Origin of the sequence: Archangium gephyra (assembly GCF_049060025.1) — a bacterium.
GTDB classification, from domain to species: domain Bacteria; phylum Myxococcota; class Myxococcia; order Myxococcales; family Myxococcaceae; genus Archangium; species Archangium gephyra_A.
Genome location: NZ_JBMEQQ010000002.1, coordinates 6622699 through 6639396 on the forward strand (window position 1 = coordinate 6622699; position 16698 = coordinate 6639396).

Here is a 16698-nt window from a genome sequence, read left to right on the forward strand (position 1 = left end):
GGTGTGGCGGGGGGGCCGCTCCGCGGGCGCTCGCGGTGCGGGGCCGGCCCGCGAATGATTGCCTGGGAGACCCTGTCCTGGCGTTGGCCGCCGGGCGTAGGGTGTCCGCGATGCGCTTGCTCATCACCTGGCCCCTCCTGCTCTCCCTCCTGGCCTTCCCCGCCCCTGTCCTCGCCGACATCGCCCCGGATCCGCTCGCCGGATTGTCCGAGCCGCGCCCCCTGGACGCCAAGGCCGCCCAGGGCATCTCCATGAAGCACGAGCAGGTCATCATCGAGCTTCACGACGCCTACGCCCTCATCGACGCCACCTTCACCATGGCCAACCCCGGCCCGCCCCGGGAGCTGCAGGTGGGCTTCCCGGGCAGGGGCGTGCGTCTGGATATCCCGGACGAGTACGCCTCCCATGATCCCCTGGAGGGGTTCTCCGTCTGGGTGGAGGGCCGGGCCGTCCCCCACGAGGCCCGGAAGCTCGAGCGCACCTCCTCGGGCTCGGGCTTCACCAAGACCCGGCACGAGACGTGGCACGTCTTCACCACCCGCTTCGCCCAGGGAGACACGCGAATCCGCGTGCGCTACGGGGTGGTGGCCAACCCCTATTCCGGCCGGAGTGCACACACGGGCGAGAAGATCATCGACGGCCGGCGCGTCTGGTACATCCTCGAAACGGGCGGACTCTGGGCCGGTCCCATCGGGGAGATCATCGTCCGCATCAAGGCCCGGGGTGGAGTGAAACCCGAGAGCATCCGCGTCCGCACCCAGGCCCGGGATACCCGCTGGAAGATCCCGAAGCCGGGCGCGCCCTCGCCCTCGCTCGATGTCACCCGGGACGCGGAGGGCCTCATCATCCGCTGCCAGAAGCTCGACGCCACCCGGTGGGACAACCTGCAGATCGTCTACAGCCCGGACCCCCAGCGCACACCCCAGATGAAAACCCCTTGGGACACCGGAGCAGCGACCCAACTGCTTCGCCAGGCCATGGGCGTGCAGGTACCAGACGGCGGCTCCCCATGACCGGCGCCCATACGGTTCGGCGAGGCCACGTGCGGGGTGGAAGTCAGAAGTCCTCCCGGGCCTGAGCGAGGGTGTACTCCGTCTGAGCGGGGACGAAGTTTCCCGTCTTCTCCACGAGCCAGGCGGGAGCGCCCTGGGGCAGGTAGAAGTCCTCCTGAAAGGGAGACAGCCCCAGGTGGTGCAGGTACTCCGCGAGCATGTCGAAGGTGAAGCGGTCTCTGAGCTTGCGCGCCTGGTAGCGCTCCAGTTTCTCGAAGGGTAGGGGCTCCCCGGACTGGCCGAAGACCCATTTGCCTCCATCGTTGGAGACATAGAGGGTGCGCAGGTAGTTGAGAAAGTGCGTCTGCTGGGGTCCGTACAGCTCGAACATCACGGCCCCATAGCGGCCCTTGTCGCCGCGCAAGGTGTGGGGCACCGCGACCACTCGCATGCCCCGGCAGCCCAGCCTCCGGGCCATGGCGGGCATTGCACTCCCCGCATCAGTTCCGCCCCATCCACTTTCGACATACGCCGTCCAGGGGCTGCGTGTTGGCAGAAAAAGGTGCCGCCGCGTTTCGGGACTGGTCAGGGGCAGAAGAGCGGAGAGGGCCTGCTCCAGGGAGCCGGAGACCGGACGCACCCCCACGGCAATGCCACGAGGCGCCTGCAGACCTCCGTGCCAGGCAGTGAAGGCGCGAGCTGCGTGCTCCGCATTGGTCTCCAGAAACCCCATTTCCGAAGTGATCGGCGCCCAGCGATCCTCCAGGAGCAATCCCTTCATGCTGTCGGTCATCCGGTGAGCCTTGCCCATCAGGGCACAATGAGGAGGATGGTCTCCGCGTTCGGGTCATTGGACACAATACGCGACTGGTGGCCTGGGCCACGCCCCGACGTAGGCGTGTCGTACTCCACATGGTAGCGGCGGCCGTTATAGTCGAACTGCAGGTCCGGTCGGTTGATTCCGACGCGCTGGCTGTTGCGCAGCGTGCTCTGCTGCTGGTTCACCCGGATGTTCGTGGCACCGACGTCCTGCAGATACTGGATGTCCGCCTGGAGCTGCGCATTCTGGGAGGAGCTGGAACTGATGGGCCGGTTCGGCGACAACTCCCGAGGTACTTGGGGGCTGGCCGCGACATCCCGAGGCAGGCGTGGACCAGGGGATACCCGCCGCGTCGGGTTGTTGCCAACAAGAGCCTGGACCAGCCTCGGCGATGGCGCGGGTGCGCTCGGAACCGGAGCGGACGCTGCTGGTGCGGGGACAGGTTCCGGTGCAGGTGGAGCGGTTTGTGGCGCGGATGGTTGCGATGCCGGGGCTCTGCCGCCCACTCCCTCCCGCCGGGGCTGTAGACGGGGCGCTGGCTCCGTACCCACCCGCAGCACACGGGAGAAGACGCCCTGAAGCACCTTGGTGCCCGTCAGCGTCAACAACAGCACCTTCAGCTCGCGCTGGGTCGTCTGCGCCAGGTGCGCGCGCACCTCGAGCATCGTCCGGGCGATGCGCGGGGTGGTGGCCGGAGAGAAGAGGGTGGGCACGATGAGCGCGCCCCCCGCTCCCCGGTACCACGCATACCTCGGGTGTCCTGGCTCCGAGGCGCTGGCCTCCAGGTCCACCAGAGCGCTGTCCCGGTCCGGGTAGAGGGAGGAATGGAGCGGCTCGGCGCTCGTCACGCCCAGGTCGACCTGTGACTCCGGAACGAGCACGGGCAGCGGCAGCCCCTCGCAGTAGAGGAGATAGCCGCCCTCGGTAAGCCCAAAGCCCACGGCCGTGACTCGCAGCTCGACGAAGTCACGATGCGCGCGTGGGTCGGCGGTCCGCTCCGAGACCCGGGGCAGTTGAACGCCGCCGCGGCGCAGAGCCTCCGCTCGTTGAGGCGTGGCAGCCTCGAAGTCAATCTCGACGATTCGAGGTCCGCCCTGAGCGGAGACAGGACCGCTCCGCCCATACCACCGAGGCACCCTCGCGGGGGACTGCGCAGCGCATCCCGTGAGCAACAACAGGAGCGCAAGCCTGCTCAACCGATGAAGCCACCCGGACGGGAGTCGCACCAGGGACACGTTGCCGGACAGGCGTGGAAACCTGAAGGACGGCGGAAGTAGCTGGCTTCACCTGTGCTAAACCCCTCCGTCCGGAGGATTCCGACGTATGGCTTCACTCTCCATCGGCCACTACGAGAAGGTCCGCGCGCTCGCGGCCACCCCGCGCCTGCTGCTCGTCGGGGGTGCTCGTGCCGCCTCCAACAGCCGCCTCACCGCCTACGAGCCCTCCACCAACAAGGTGGCCTGGACCGTGGACCTGCCCGCCGCCGTCCTCGGGCTCGCCCATGCCGGCGAGAGCTGGGTCGCCGCCTGCGCGGATGGCACCGTGCGCATCGGCGCCCTCGGCGATGGCACCGTGCAGCGCGAGCTGAAGGACGCCCACAGCGGCCCCTGCACCGCCATCGCCCTCAGCCCCGATGGTACCCGCGCCTTCACCGTGGGCCTCGATGGTTTCCTGCGCGCCTGGGAGCTCGCCAAGGGCAAGCGCGTGCACGAGTGGCAGGCCTCGCCCCTGCCCCTGCGCGCCGTCGCCGTGGACCCCTCCGGCACCTACGCCGCGTGCGCCGGTGACGACTCCGTGGTGCGCTCCTTCACGCTCGCCAACGGCGCCCGCCGCGACATGCCGGGCCACGAGGGCGCCGTCCGCGCGCTCGCCTTCACCCCGCGCGACGGGCGCCTCGTCTCCGCCGGAGATGATGGCAAGCTGCGCATCTGGTACCTCGTCGGCGCCGTCGAGCACGAGGTGCGTGGGGACAAGGACTCCGGCCATACCGGCGCCGTGCTCGCCCTCCTCTTCCCGCCCACGCCCACTCCCGAGCGCGGCGAGGAGGCCTCCGACCGCATCTTCTCCTCCGGCGACGACGGCAAGGTGAAGGCGTGGCGCCTGGACGAGCGCCGCAAGCCGCGCACGCTCGACTGCGGCAGCAAGCCCGTGCACGCCCTCGCCTTCGCTCCGCCCGTCAGCGCCCGGCAGGCCAGGGTGCAGCTCGGCTTCGTCTACGCGGGCGGCGAGGACCGCACGGTGCGCCGCTTCGAGCTGGACACCGAGGGCAAGCCCACCCACGACACCGTCTCCTTCGCCCACGGCTTCGAACTGCTGGAGGAGTCGCGCAAGGGCAACCGTCCCAAGCGCGAGGCCGCCGTGCGCGAGGCCGCCGCGCTGGAGGAGTCCGAGGCGCTCGATTTCGTCCTCGCGCTGCTCTCCTCGGACCGCGAGCACGAGGTGCGCAAGCTGGCCGCCGAGGAGCTGGGCCGGCTCGGCCGCACCGGCGCCCGGGTGAAGCTCCGCGAGCGTCTCGACGACGAGCACCCGGCGGTGCGCGCCGCCGCGCTGGAGTCGCTCGCCACGCTGGAGAAGGAGTCCCCGCTCGCCGCCCCGCGCGCCGCGCTGGACTCGCGCTACCCGGACACGCGCATCGCCGGACTGCGCCGGCTGGCTGCGCTCGGTGGCACCTCGCCGCTGGTGCCGGGCCTCATCTCCAGCAAGCTGACGGACTCGGACGCCTCTGTCTCCACCACAGCACTGGATGCGCTGGTGCAGGTGTTCCCCAAGGACAGCACCGAGCCCCTGAAGACGGCCTTCGAGCGCGGCACCTCCCACCTGCGCGCCGAGGTCCTCATCCGCACCGCCGGTGCCGGCTGGCTGGGCTCGCCCCAGTTGCAGCCCCTGGTGGCCCGCGCCCTCGATGACTCGGACGCCGACGTGCGCCGCGTGGCCTTCACCGTGCGCGTGCTGGAGCGCCGGCCCCTCGCCCACGTGCTGGAGGAGAAGGACGAGGACTTCGCCCGCGCCGCCCTCGACGTGGCCCGCCGCCTCTCCCGCCGCCCGCGTCCAACCGATGACGAGGCCCGTGCCGCTCGCGCCGCCCTGCCCGGCACCGGCAAGGCCGGTGAGCCCCTCGCCGAGCCCAGCCTGGAGCCGCTGCTCGCCGCCATGGCCTGCCGCACTCCCGACACCGCCGTGCGTGGCGCGCGGGGACTCGCACAGCTCGGGGATGCCCGGGCACTCGGCGCGCTGCTCCAGCTCTCCCGCGAGCCCGACGCCGCCATCCGCCGTCAGGCCGCCGAGGCCCTTCGCGCCCTCCAGGATGCCCGTGGCCGCGAGCGCCTCGTGTGGATGCTGGACGACGAGAACGCCGACGTGCGCGCCACCGCCCTCGACGCGGTGGTGACGCTCGACACCGAGGCGCCCCTCTCCAGCGCCGAGGCCGCCCTGCGCTCCTCCTTCGAGGACGTGCGCGTCCGCGGCCTCGACAGGCTCGTGAAGCTCTCGGGCAAGCGCTCCGAGGCCGCCGTGCACCTGCTCGGCGATGCGCTCGAGGACGAGTCCGCCAAGGTGCGCGACGAGGCCTTCCGCACCCTCTGGGCCTGGAATGAGAAGAATCCCCAGGAGGCCCTGGAGCGTGCGCTCGCCGGCCGCTTCCCGGACCTGCGCCGCCGCGCCGTGGACGAGCTCGCCGCCCGCATCAAGGAGGGCTGGGCGCTCGAGCGGCTGAAGAAGGTCGTCGGTGACCGCGACGCCAGCGTGGCCCAGGCCGCCTATGAGGCCTGGGTGAAGCACGTGGGCAAGGAGCAGGCGGAGCCGCACCTCGCCGCCATGGACACGGCCCACGCCTCGCTGCGCGCCCTGGCCGCGAAGAACGCCGCCCAGGCCCCCGCCGAGGCCGTGCGCTCGCCCTTCCTCAAGCTGCTGCTCTCCGAGGAGCCCCAGGTCTACCTCGCCGCCATCGAGGCGCTCGACAAGCTCGTCAAGAACGAGAACGGTCCCCTGCTCGCGGGCCTCGGCTCCGGCGAGCTGCCCCTCAAGGTGCGCGCGGCCGAGCTGCTCGCCGCCCGCGGCTCCGAGGACATCATCGAGCCGATGCGCAACCTCCTCACCGACAAGGAGCTGCAGCGCATCTACCCGCCGGCCTTCCTCGCCCCGCTGCGCCACCGCGCCGCGAGCGCCCTGGCCACCCTCGGCTCGCGCCGCCTGCTGTCCTTCTTCGCCACCACGCTCCTCAAGGACGAGGCCAGCGAGGTGCGTGAGCAGGGTGCCCGCGGGCTCGCCACCGCCAGCCGCCGTGGCGACGAGGGCTACCTCCTGGACGCGCTCGGGCACGCGGATGTCGCCGTGCGCTCGTGGGCCGCGGATGGCCTGTCCCGCCTCGGTGACATCCGCGCCCTGCCCGTCCTCACCGGCAACCTGCGCCACGAGCACCAGCCCATTCGCATCGGCGCCATCCTCTCCTTCGCGGCGCTCGGTCCGGACGGCGACAGCGGCCTGCTGCACGGCTTGGAGGATCGCTCCCGCGAGGTGCAGGAGACCATCTTCGCCATCGTCCTCGCCCGGGACTTGCGCGCCTCGCGCCGGGGCGAGCCGCCCGACCTCCTCACCAGCGCCCTCTCCAGCGGCCGGCCCGAGGTGCGCTACGCCGCGGCCCGCGCCCTGGAGCTGCGCACGGAGACGGACGCCTCCCACGCCCACCTCGTGGAGGTGCTCCAGCCGCCCCGCCCCGAGAAGGCCGGCGACATGAAGGACTGGCCCGCCGAGGCCGAGCGCGCCCGCACCATGGTGGGCCTTGCCGAGGCGCTCGCCAGCGACGTGCCCGAGCAGCGCTACGCCGCCGCCCAGGTGCTGCAACTGCGCCACAAGCCGCTCGACTACTTCCGCGAGGCCGCGAAGGTGGCCCGCCCGCGCTCGCTCGAGGCGCCGTGGAAGCCCGAGACGTCGCCCCAGGCCCAGGCCCGGCCCGTCGAGGAGAAGCCCGCGCGCAACTGGCTGCGCCGCCTCTTCACCACCGGCACCGGCAAGGCCGCCACCGCCGAGCCCTCGCCCGAGGCGCTCGTCTCCGCCGAGAAGCAGCACCTGCGCCGGCTCGCCTTCGGCGCCTACGTGGGCCTGCTGCGCCAGGTGTCCTCCGGTGACGACGAGGGCCACCGTGTCCGCCGCGATGCCGTGGACCGTGTGGTGAAGCTCACCCAGGAGGGCCATGCCGGTACGCCCGCCGCCGTGGCCGCCCTGCTGCGCGCCCTCGAGGACCCGCACCAACTCGTGCGCAGGGCGGCCCTCGCCGGCCTCAAGGAGCTGTACCCCGCCGGCTCCGATGAGCCGCTGGCGCTCGCCCTGGCCTCGCTCTCCGCGGATGTGGCCCGCGCCGCGCTGGATGAGCTCGCCGCCCGGGGAGCATCCGCCAAGGGCCGCCTCACCGCCGCCCTCAACTCGCCCCTGTCCGACGTGCGCAAGTACGCCTTCGAGCTGCTGGAGCGCCTCAGCCCTCCGGGCAGCCTGGAGCCCCTGCTGGCCGCGCTCGGCAGCGAGCACGCGGATCTGCGCGTAGGCGTCATCGAGCGGCTCGCCGGTGCCAATGACTCGCGCGTCACCGAGGCGCTCGGCCGCGCCGCGGGCAGCGAGCACGAGGACCTGCGCCTGCGCGCCGCGGAGCTGCTCGCCTGGCGCCAGGATGACCGCGCGGTGGAGGTGCTCGCCGCCTTCCTGCGCTCGGAGAATGCCTCGGCGGTGAAGCGCGCCCAGGAGGCCCTGGCCCGGCTCGGCTCGGTGGCCGCCGTGGGGGCGCTCGCCGCCCGGCTTCGCACGGCCACGGAGCTGAACGAGCGCTTCGCCCTCGTGAAGGCCCTCGGACACACCCGGCGGGCCGAGGCCGTGGACGCCCTGGCACGGCAGCTCGACGATGAAGCAGCCACCGTGCGCTACGCCTGCGTGGGCGCCGCCATGGAGGTGGCCACCCCGCCCCAGAAGGACGAGAAGGGCGAGACGAAGCGCGACATGGCCCTGGCGATGCGCTTCCTCCGTGCGGCCGTGCGCAGCGCGGATCCAATGGTGCGCAAGGCCGCCGCCACCGAGCTGGAGCAGGGCGAGGACGTGGGCCAGGACGAGCTGCTCGCCGGCCTCTTCGCGGACCGGGACGTGACGGTGCGCATGGAGTCGGTGGCCCGCTACGCCTCGCGCGTCATCCACAAGGGCGCGAAGGTGGAGCCGCTGGAGGAGGTGCTGCGCGGCGGTGCTCGCGAGCTGATGCTGCCCGCCGCCGAGGGCGTGGCCTTCCGGGGCCGCCCGAGTGCCCTGCGCCCGCTGCTGCTGTACGTGCGCGCGGGCGAGGAGGGAGACCGCGAGCGCGCCCTGCTGGCCCTCGGCACGCTGGGCGACGCGCGCGCCCTGTCCGAGCTGGAGCAGGTGGCCGCCGGTGGCACGCCCGAGGCCCCCGTGGAGGAGAGCATGGTGGCCGCGGCCCTCGAGGGCCTGGGCCGGCTCGCCCCCAAGCTGCCCGAGGGAGAGGATCGCCGCCGCGTCGAGGAGAAGGTGGAGCTCGCCGCGATGGAGGCCACCGCCACCGCGCTGCAACAGGCCGGTGTCCGGGGCCTGCGGCACATCGGCGGCGAGCGGGCGCGCTCCCGGCTGGAGACCCTGCTGGCCGACGACAACGCCGGCAACGAGGTGCGCCTCACCGCGGCCCAGGAGTTGGGCAAGCTCGGGGACACCGCCGCCGAGCTGCACGCTGGCGCATGCGTTGAACGACTGGGACGACGATCTGCGCGCCGCGGCTCGCAAGGCGCTCGACGCGCTCTTCCCCAAGGAGCGCATCCGGGTGGAGTTCCTCGCCGTGGCCAGCGAGCAGGAGGACATCTCCGAGCCCGCCGCCAGCTACCTCGCCACCGAGGCGGACCCCATGCAGTTGCTGCCGCGGCTGGCCACGCTGGACAAGGAGGAGCTGCGCCAGCGGTTGCGCCGGGGACTCGTGCGGCGCGCGTCGCTGCCCGCCGGAGCACTGGCGAGCCTGCTCGGCCACGAGAAGCCCTCCGCTCGCGAGGAGGCCGCGTGGCTGGTGGGCGCGCGTACGGGCGAGGCGGACACCTCGCGGGCCTGGTCCAGCGAGGAGCGCGCCATGCTGGGCCGAGCCCTCACCACCGCCGAGCGCCGCACCGCCTCCGAGTGGGCCTCCACGCCCGAGCCCAAGCGCGAGCCCCTGGAGAGTGCCTGGGAGCGGCTGCTCTGGGCGGGCTCGTGCCTGGGCGTGACGGAGCTGGCCAAGGCGGGCAAGGACATCCTCCAGGGCGGAGAGGCCAAGGCCCCGGCCGGGGTGCGCCTGGAAGCGGCCCGGGCCCTGGGCCGGCTGAACACGGCCCCCGAGGCCCTGCGGGCCGCGCTGTCCGACCCGGACGCCGAGGTGCGTGAGGCCGCCACCTCCGCCCTGGCGCGCATCGCCCCCGAGCGCGCCGCCGAGTGGGCGCTGGCGGTGCAGCCGTTCGACCCGGTGGCCACCGGCCCCGCGGGGGAACGGTGCGCAGCCTCAAGCAGCTCGCCACCTCCGAGGCCCGCCGCATGGCCCTGCCCTCGGTGCTGGCCGGCAAGGAGCTGGAGCCGCTGCGCCCGCTGGCCACCCACAAGGACGAGCAGGTGCGGCAGGATGGGTGGGCCGCCCTGGGCCGCCTGGGCGGCACCGAGGCCGCGGAAGTGCTGCGCGGCCAGGCCTTCGACAAGTCGCAATCCGTGGAGCTGCGGAAGGCCGCCTACCGCGCCCACAAACGTGCACTCCGCGCCGCCGAGCGCGCCCGGAAGGAAGGGAGCCCGTCGTGAGCACCGCCACCCACCACGCCGTCGAGCTGCGCTACGCCACCACGAGTGACGTGGACGTCGGCGCCAATGCCTCGCGCATCCAGCTCGCCCTGGAGGGCTCCCGCGGCACCGTGGGCGTGCGCGGCCGGGTGCGCGAGCCCGCGCTCTTCCGCGACGCGCTCGCCGCCACGCTCGGCATCCTCGCCTCGGACCTGCGCTACCGGGGCAAGGACCGCACCGCGTACCTCGCCTACCTGATGAAACAGGGCAAGCGCGCCACGGCTCAAATCTGGGAGGCGCAGAAGGCCTTCCTGGAGCAGTCGCTGGAGGGCGAGCAGAAGGCCGACGCGGTGTTGGACCCCGTCCTCACCGTGGACCCGGACCAGGTGTCGCTGGAGGTGTTCTCCCGCGACGAGAGTGCCTATGCGCGCCTGTCCTTCGACAACTCGCTCTTCGAGGGCCGCGAGGCCGCGCACGGCTCCACCTTCCTGGACGTGCCCGCGGATCTGCTGGCCAAGGTGGACCGGCTGCGCACCTACGTGCCGGTGTCGCTGGAGGCCCACGTGGCGCTGCCCGCGCGTGGTACCGAGTCCCGCGCCCCACGCAATGTGGAGGTGCCCCATGCGTGGTTGCGCGGCTTCCTCCAGGTGCAGTCCGCCGCCACGCTGCCCGCGAGCACCTGCACGCTGGCGCCGATCGACCTGTACAACCTGCTCTTCGCGCTGCGCACACGGAAGGCGAAGAAGGCCCCGCGCGCCCTGCGCTTCGAGCTCGTCCCCGGCATGCAGCCGAGGCTCGTGCTGGAGCCGTGGGAGCTGGTGCTGGAGTGCCACGGGCCGAAGTACCAGGGCAGCGCGCCCGCGGTGGTGCGCACCTTCGGACGGCAGCGGCTCGCGGCCCTCGCGCGGCTGCTGCCCCATGCGCAGGGCGTGCGCGTGCAGATGCTCGGGCCCGGCCTGCCGGTGTTCTGGGTGATTGAGCTCGGCCCGGCGACGCTGACGCTGGCTCTCACCGGGTGGACGGAGAGCGGCTGGTCCAGCGCGGCGGCCTTCGATGCGCTCATGCCGCGCTCGGTGCCGGACGGGCTCGCGGAGAAGCTGCGCGGCCGGCTGCGCAAGGAAGGCCCGCTGAGCTTCGAGGCGCTCGCCTCGGGGACGGACGCGCCGAAGGACGCGGTGCGCGGGGCGCTACAGCTCGAGTGCCTGCGTGGACGCGTGTTGTATGACATTGCGAAGGGCACGTACCGGCCGCGCGAGCTGCTCTCCGCGCCGGTGGACGAGGCCGTCATCCGCTACGGCAACGAGCGCGAGGAGCGGGCGCACCGGCTGCTGGGCGACGGCGGCCCGGGCGCGGGCGAGGTGAAGCTCACCAAGGTGCACGAGGTGGTGGGCGTGGGCACGCGGCTGACGGGCGAGGTGGTGGACCGCGAGGCGGTGCGCAGCTTCTTCCCCGGGTTCATGTTGGACCTGGAGGGGCGGGTGCGCGAGGCGAGCTGCGGCTGTCCGCCCTACCGGCGCTCGGGGATGCGCGAGGGCCCGTGCGAGCACATGATTGCGTTGCGGCTCGCGTACGCGCGGCAGCGGGCGCAGGAGGAGGCGCTGCGGCAGACGCCGAAGGGACGGGCGCAAATCCGCGCGGAGACGCGCTCGTACGTGCGGCGCGACGAGTCCGGCCAGGAGCAGGTGTACCGGGTGTCGCTGGACGGCAAGCTGGTGTCGGTGGAGTGGGGCCCGCGCCTGGGCGAGCAGCGCCACCAGCGGCTGTGGTTCGACACGGACGGCGAGGCCCGCTCGGCCTACTTCGCGCGCTTGGAGTCGCTGGCCGCCGAAGGCTTCATCGACTCGGTGGGCGGGATGGTGTAGAAAACCCAGGAGGAGGGGTGGACGCGACGACGCACGGCAGACGCGCCAGGTAGCGCGAGTGGTCGAGAGAGGTCTGGAAAGCATCAGCCTTCGCGCCTCGAGCGCGGGAGCGGCGCTGCGCCGCTCTGGAAGCAATGCAGGACACTCTCCGCAAGGTAGCCTGTTCTTGGCTCTCTCCCGGTACAGGGGCCTAGGCCCCTCGGGGAGCGGAGCCAACGACGCAACCGCCGTTTCCCCAAGGGGCCTAGGCCCCTGTACCGGGGAGAGCCGGTGAGGCTACCGTGCCCCAGGTGAGCATGTGGTGATTCCAGGCCTCTCTCGACCGCTCGCGCCGCCCCGTCCCCCCTCCTGACGCCTCCTCGCATCAACGAGGTGCTGTGATGACCGCGAAGCTCGAGACGTTCGTCCCCGCCGCGGCCCCCGTCGTGGTGCCCGCCCCCGCTCCCGCGCCCGCCTCCGCCAACGTGGTGGCCCAGCGCGAGGTGAGCCAGCGCGAGGAGCAGGCCCGGCTGGCCCGTTGGAAGGCCATTGAAGAGGCCGGCGGCCAAGAGGCGTGGGTCGACGCCGAGCTGAAGGCCAAGGGGCTCTCGCCCGAGCACGAGGACCCGAGCGGACTCTCCGAGAAGGAGAAGACGGCCTGGAAGGAGAAGAAGAAGGCCGAGGCCGCCGAGCGCCGCGCGCTCCAGCGTCTGGCGTGGGAGGCGTGGCGCACCGCGCACATCAACCACCTCGGCGCGGGGGTGCACTGGGAGGAGACGGGGGGCCCGGACAAGTTCGACCTCAAGGACCGCGAGGAGCGGGCCAAGGCCAACGGGCTGCCGGAGCTGGAGTCGGCGCAGAAGCTGGCGAAGGCGCTGGGGCTGAGCGTGTCGCGGCTGCGCTGGTTCTCCTACCACCGCGAGGTGGACACGGGGACGCACTACCGGAGCTGGGAGATTCCCAAGCGGGACGGTGGGAAGCGGACCATCACCTCGCCGAAGAAGGAGCTGAAGGAGGCGCAGCGCTGGGTGCTCGCGAACGTCGTCGAGCGGCTGCCGGTGCACGGGGCGGCGCACGGCTTCGTGGCGGGGCGCTCCATCGTCACCAACGCGCTGGCGCACAAGGGCGCGGACGTGGTGGTGAAGATGGACATCAAGGACTTCTTCCCCTCGGTGACGTGGCAGCGGGTGAAGGGCCTGTTGCGCAAGGGCGGGCTGGCGGAGAGCACGGCGACGCTGCTCGCGCTGATGGCCACGGAGGCTCCGCGCGAGGTGGTGCAGTTCCGCGGCAAGACGCTCTACGTGGCGAAGGGGCCGCGCGCGCTGCCGCAGGGAGCTCCGACGTCCCCGGGCATTACGAACGCGCTGTGCCTGCGGCTGGACAAGCGGCTGTCGGCGCTGTCGAGGCGGCTGGGCTTCGCGTACACGCGCTATGCGGACGACATGACGTTCTCCTGGAAGAAGAGCCGGGGGAAGACGGAGGCACCGGTGGCGGTGCTGATCGCCCGGGTGGAGAAGGTGCTGGAGGCGGAGGGCTTCCGGGTGCACCCGGACAAGACGCGGGTGATGCGTCCGGGCAACCGCCAGGTGGTGACGGGGCTGGTGGTGAACGAGGCCGCCAAGGGGCAGCCCGGAGCGCGGGTGCCTCGCGAGGTGGTGCGTCAGCTCCGAGCGGCGCTGCACAACCGGGAGAAGGGCAAGCCGGGCAAGGAGGGCGAGACGCTCGAGCAGCTCAAGGGCATGGCCGCCTTCATCCACATGACGGACCCGGCCAAGGGCCGCGCCTTCCTCGAGCGCCTCAGCGCGCTGGAGAAGCAGCGAGTGTAATACGCTCTGTCCATCAAGAGGTGTTGAACCCGTGGCCAGCCCCAAACAGCCCTCAAGCCGCACAGGAAATACCAAGTCCACAGCTCATAACGGGAGCACCAAGCCACCAAGGCCTTTGGCCTGGGTAGCACGCGCGTTCTTGGGCAAAGGTGGCCGGAAGAGTACTCCGCAAGCGGCAGGACTGGCTGTTCACCTCGTGTCCGTAAACGAAACCTACTCGCCTCAGGTGACCAATCGGATTCACCTTATGCGCGCAATTGGGAAAAAGCTGGGCAGGTTGCTGCCGGGACACATGGAATCCTTCTGGGTATACCCGGGAGGATTCTTCGGCTTCGATGCACACAGATTTCGTGACGGAGAAGGCGAGCTGGCCTGGACGCGAGCAGAGCCATTTCCCGCGAGCGGCATCGACGATGTCATCCGTGTGCACCCCTCCAGGGCAACCATCGCCTTCGGAGCGGACAACCGCCAGTTGGAGCAGCGGCTTTTCTGCTGTGGCGATTCCATCGATACCCTTGAGGTTCTCCGGAGCCACACAGACCTGGTTCATCGAAAGTCGAACGTCGGAGGCGGTTTGACTGCTGCCTTCTTTGTATGCGGTGAATTCACCGGAAGCAGCACCACCGCCAATGGGCCCTTTTTCGGGAATCGGGTGCTCAAAGAGCCCGCATCCGAACTCCACGATTGTGACCTGCTCGTCGACTTGGCCCACAGCCGTGTCCGAAGGACCATCTACCGGCCCCCCATGCACCGGCAGGTACATCAACTCCAGATGCTGCGCTTCACGCAAAGAGGGACGGCACTTCTGGCGCATCACCATGGCGGACACACCACGCAGGGCCGACCGACGACGGATTGTTCCCCCTACTGGATCGCCTACCAGGGCAGCGCCGTACTCGATGATGAGGCGGAAATCATCCCCATCGAACAAAGCGACCTGCCATGAATCAATGGCTCCTCAATCCTGACAGGCTTTGGAGCTGGCCTGAGCTGCGGGAGCAACAGGTCCTGCCAAAAAAGCCCGGCATCTACGGCTGGTATTTCCAAGGGCTTCCGAAGCGTGTGCCAATCTCGGCCTGTCACACGATCGAAGGATGGTCGCTTACCTACGTTGGCATCGCGTCCAGCGCACAAACACTGCAACGGCGCATCAGCACCCACTTCACTGGCAATGCCTGTGGCTCAACGCTGAGATTGAGTCTCGGCTGCCTCCTTTCGAGCGAGCTCGATATCCAGCTTCGACGTGCGAGCGGCTCTGGCAAGCGGCTCACGTTCGCCTTGGATGAAGGGGAGAGGAAGCTCTCCTCATGGATGGCGACACATGCACGTGTGGTGTTCGTCGAGGCTGAGCAGCCACGAACGAGCGAGAAAGAGCTTTTCCGCGAGTTGAACCTGCCCTTGAACCTCGAAGGCAACTCCCAGCACCCATTCCACGAGACACTGTCAAACCTTCGAACGGAACATCGGCTTCTGGCACGAAGCTCCAGTCCCCTCCCTGCTCGCGAGCGGACCCGCAGCGCACCATGAATCCGCTGCGGGCGCCGTGTCCGCGAGGCGTAGGCGTCATCCCCGCGTCCACGGGCGCAGGAGCGCACGCGCCGGGGCGCCGTCCGCGCCCGCGACGCGCAAAGGCAGACACACCAGCTCATAGTCCCCCGGGGCCGCCTCGCCGAGGTAGAGCCCCTCGATGATCCAGATGCCCGCGTCGAGCAGCGTGCGGTGCACCCCGGGGCTGTCCTCGTGGAAGCCCGCCACCGAGAGGTAATCCACCCCCACGCATCCCACGCGGCGCTCGGCGAGGAAGGCCGCGGCCTCCTGGTTCAGCCCGGCGAAGGACTCCTGGAAGGGCAGCTCCCACCAACGCCGATCCGAGTTGCGCGTGCGCAAGAGGAGCCGCTCCCCGGGCCTCGGGTCATGCGCCCTCAGTGCGTCCGCGCTCACCGGCCCGTCCCCCTTCAGGTGCACGACACGCGCTCGGCCCATGGTGGCGTCGAGCGGTATCTGGTCGATGCCCGCCCTCCCCGAGAAGAAGTGCACCGGCGCATCCACGTGCGTCCCCGCGTGCGCGCTCACGGACAGGTGCGTCACATTCGCGTCCGCACCCTTCTCCAGCAAGCTCACGCGTTTGATGTCCGGGACCGGGTCTCCCGGGTAGTGCGGCATCGCGGACGACAGGGGAATCGAGACATCCAGCCAGGGCGTGGAATGGGACATGATCGGTGCGCCCTCCCTCTTCAGTCGAAATGGACGATGCGTTTGATTCCGCCGCTCTTCCCGGTCAGCACCTCGGGCACGGCCTCGGGCGGGTAGCGCGTGGTGATGAGACTCTGGAGCGCTCCGGGCCAGCGCTCGGTGAACGCCTGCAGATCCGCGAGCGCCGCGTCGAAGGCATCCGGTCCCGCGTTGACGGTGCCGAGCACCACCTGGTTCTTGAGCACCAGCGACTTCATCAGCGTGCCGCCCTCCAACTGCAGCGGCTCCTTGCGGCCGGGCACGCCCGTGAAGATGAAGATGCCGTTGGGCCCCAGTGCACCGAGCACATCGAAGGAGAACTTCGAGGCCCCCGTCGCCTCGTACACGACATCCACCGCTCCGGCCCTCGCCTCCAGCTCCCCCGGGGTCACGTCCTGCGAGGAGAAGTAGCGGCCGCCCATCCTGTCGACCAGGGCGCTCCGCTCATCCGGCGGACGCGAGTACGAGTACACCGTCGTGGTGAAGCCCGCGCGCCGCAGCGCCATCGCGCCCAAGAGGCCCACCGGCCCCGCCCCCAGCACCACCGCGTGCAGCTTCCTGCCCTCGCGCCCCCACGGCAGCCGCGCCTGGATGTGCTCCAACTCCTTGAGTGCCTTCTCGCCGATGGTGAGGGGCTCGGTGAGGACGGCCACCTCGCGCAGGCTCCGCGGCACGCGGTGCAGCCAGGCCACATCCTCCACGAACCGCTCGGCCATGAAGCCGTGCGCCTTCTGGATGCCGCGCTCGGTGTACGCGCCGGTGAGGCAGAAGTCCGGGCGGCCCTCCAGGCAGGGCCGGCACTCCGCCTTCGGGCACGGCCTGCGCACGCGCGGCACCACGAGGTCTCCCGGCGCCAGGCCCTTCACCCCTTCTCCCACCTCCACCACCTCGCCGAGCGCCTCGTGGCCGAGGATGAGGTACTTCTCCCCATCGGGCGGCGTGCCGTACTGGAACCGGGCGATCTCCTGGTCCGTCCCGCACAGGCCCACCTCGAGTGTCTTCACCCGCACCTGCGTGGGCTTCTCGATGCGCGGCTCCGGCGCGTCGTCGATGACGCGCAGCACCCGCTCCTTCGGAAATACCGCGACGGCCTTCATGCCTCGCCCTTCGGGGATTGCAGTGCCATGTCCTCCCAATCTGGAGGATGTCTCCCCAGGAGGAAGGACGCCCTCCGGCCTCCGTCGCGCCGGTCAACACCCCGAGAGCCCTGGCGGCCC

The 16698-nt window shown here is 71.0% G+C and carries 11 protein-coding genes; 7 read left to right on the forward strand and 4 right to left on the reverse strand.

What is annotated here, in order from left to right:
• The first annotated feature begins 110 nt into the window (after positions 1 to 110).
• Positions 111 to 1013, forward strand: a complete 903-nt coding sequence (locus tag ACN28I_RS28730; protein ID WP_420945116.1) for a hypothetical protein — start codon at positions 111 to 113, stop codon at positions 1011 to 1013.
• Positions 1014 to 1056: 43 nt separating this feature from the next.
• On the opposite strand, the gene ACN28I_RS28735 is transcribed toward ACN28I_RS28730, so the two are convergent.
• Both ACN28I_RS28735 and ACN28I_RS28740 read right to left on the reverse strand, forming a co-directional pair.
• Positions 1057 to 1470 (reverse strand): hypothetical protein, encoded by a 414-nt coding sequence (locus ACN28I_RS28735; protein WP_420945117.1) that lies wholly within the window; start codon positions 1468 to 1470, stop codon positions 1057 to 1059.
• 332 nt (positions 1471 to 1802) lie between these two features.
• Positions 1803 to 2753, reverse strand: a complete 951-nt coding sequence (locus ACN28I_RS28740; protein WP_420945118.1) for a hypothetical protein — start codon at positions 2751 to 2753, stop codon at positions 1803 to 1805.
• 382 nt (positions 2754 to 3135) lie between these two features.
• On the opposite strand from ACN28I_RS28740, the gene ACN28I_RS28745 reads away from it, so the two are divergent.
• The 6 genes from ACN28I_RS28745 to ACN28I_RS28770 all read left to right on the forward strand — a co-directional run bounded on the left by ACN28I_RS28745 (position 3136) and on the right by ACN28I_RS28770 (position 14776).
• Positions 3136 to 9201 (forward strand): HEAT repeat domain-containing protein, encoded by a 6066-nt coding sequence (locus ACN28I_RS28745; protein ID WP_420945119.1) that lies wholly within the window; start codon positions 3136 to 3138, stop codon positions 9199 to 9201.
• A complete protein-coding gene (locus tag ACN28I_RS28750; RefSeq protein WP_420948734.1) occupies positions 9107 to 9652 on the forward strand; it encodes a HEAT repeat domain-containing protein in 546 nt (181 codons plus the stop codon). Before ACN28I_RS28745 ends, ACN28I_RS28750 begins: the two co-directional genes overlap by 95 nt.
• On the forward strand, positions 9600 to 11444 hold the full coding sequence (locus ACN28I_RS28755; protein ID WP_420945120.1) for an SWIM zinc finger family protein: 1845 nt from the start codon (positions 9600 to 9602) through the stop codon (positions 11442 to 11444). The genes ACN28I_RS28750 and ACN28I_RS28755 overlap by 53 nt, the downstream gene beginning before the upstream one ends.
• A gap of 380 nt (positions 11445 to 11824) precedes the next feature.
• Positions 11825 to 13249: a reverse transcriptase family protein gene (locus ACN28I_RS28760; protein WP_420945121.1), complete on the forward strand. Its 1425-nt coding sequence runs from the start codon at positions 11825 to 11827 to the stop codon at positions 13247 to 13249.
• Positions 13250 to 13475: 226 nt separating this feature from the next.
• A complete protein-coding gene (locus ACN28I_RS28765) occupies positions 13476 to 14195 on the forward strand; it encodes a hypothetical protein (RefSeq protein ID WP_420945122.1) in 720 nt (239 codons plus the stop codon).
• Positions 14192 to 14776, forward strand: coding sequence for a GIY-YIG nuclease family protein (locus tag ACN28I_RS28770; RefSeq protein WP_420945123.1), 585 nt, complete (start codon positions 14192 to 14194; stop codon positions 14774 to 14776). The genes ACN28I_RS28765 and ACN28I_RS28770 overlap by 4 nt, the downstream gene beginning before the upstream one ends.
• Before the next feature lie 36 nt (positions 14777 to 14812).
• Here ACN28I_RS28770 and ACN28I_RS28775 read toward each other — a convergent pair whose 3' ends face one another.
• Both ACN28I_RS28775 and ACN28I_RS28780 read right to left on the reverse strand, forming a co-directional pair.
• Positions 14813 to 15463, reverse strand: a complete 651-nt coding sequence (locus ACN28I_RS28775; RefSeq protein ID WP_420945124.1) for a cyclase family protein — start codon at positions 15461 to 15463, stop codon at positions 14813 to 14815.
• A 20-nt stretch (positions 15464 to 15483) separates the two neighbouring features.
• Entirely contained in the window at positions 15484 to 16578 is a 1095-nt protein-coding gene (locus tag ACN28I_RS28780; RefSeq protein ID WP_420945125.1) for a glucose 1-dehydrogenase, read from the reverse strand.
• Positions 16579 to 16698 lie beyond the last annotated feature (120 nt).

Excerpts from the sequence above, each read along its gene's own strand:
- ACN28I_RS28770 (WP_420945123.1), top strand. The coding sequence starts at position 14,192 with ATGAATCAATGGCTCCTCAATCCTGACAGGCTTTGGAGCTGGCCTGAG.
- ACN28I_RS28745 (WP_420945119.1), top strand. The coding sequence starts at position 3,136 with ATGGCTTCACTCTCCATCGGCCACTACGAGAAGGTCCGCGCGCTCGCG.
- ACN28I_RS28775 (WP_420945124.1), bottom strand. The coding sequence starts at position 15,463 with ATGTCCCATTCCACGCCCTGGCTGGATGTCTCGATTCCCCTGTCGTCC.
- ACN28I_RS28780 (WP_420945125.1), bottom strand. The coding sequence starts at position 16,578 with ATGAAGGCCGTCGCGGTATTTCCGAAGGAGCGGGTGCTGCGCGTCATC.
- ACN28I_RS28760 (WP_420945121.1), top strand. The coding sequence starts at position 11,825 with ATGACCGCGAAGCTCGAGACGTTCGTCCCCGCCGCGGCCCCCGTCGTG.
- ACN28I_RS28735 (WP_420945117.1), bottom strand. The coding sequence starts at position 1,470 with ATGGCCCGGAGGCTGGGCTGCCGGGGCATGCGAGTGGTCGCGGTGCCC.
- ACN28I_RS28730 (WP_420945116.1), top strand. The coding sequence starts at position 111 with ATGCGCTTGCTCATCACCTGGCCCCTCCTGCTCTCCCTCCTGGCCTTC.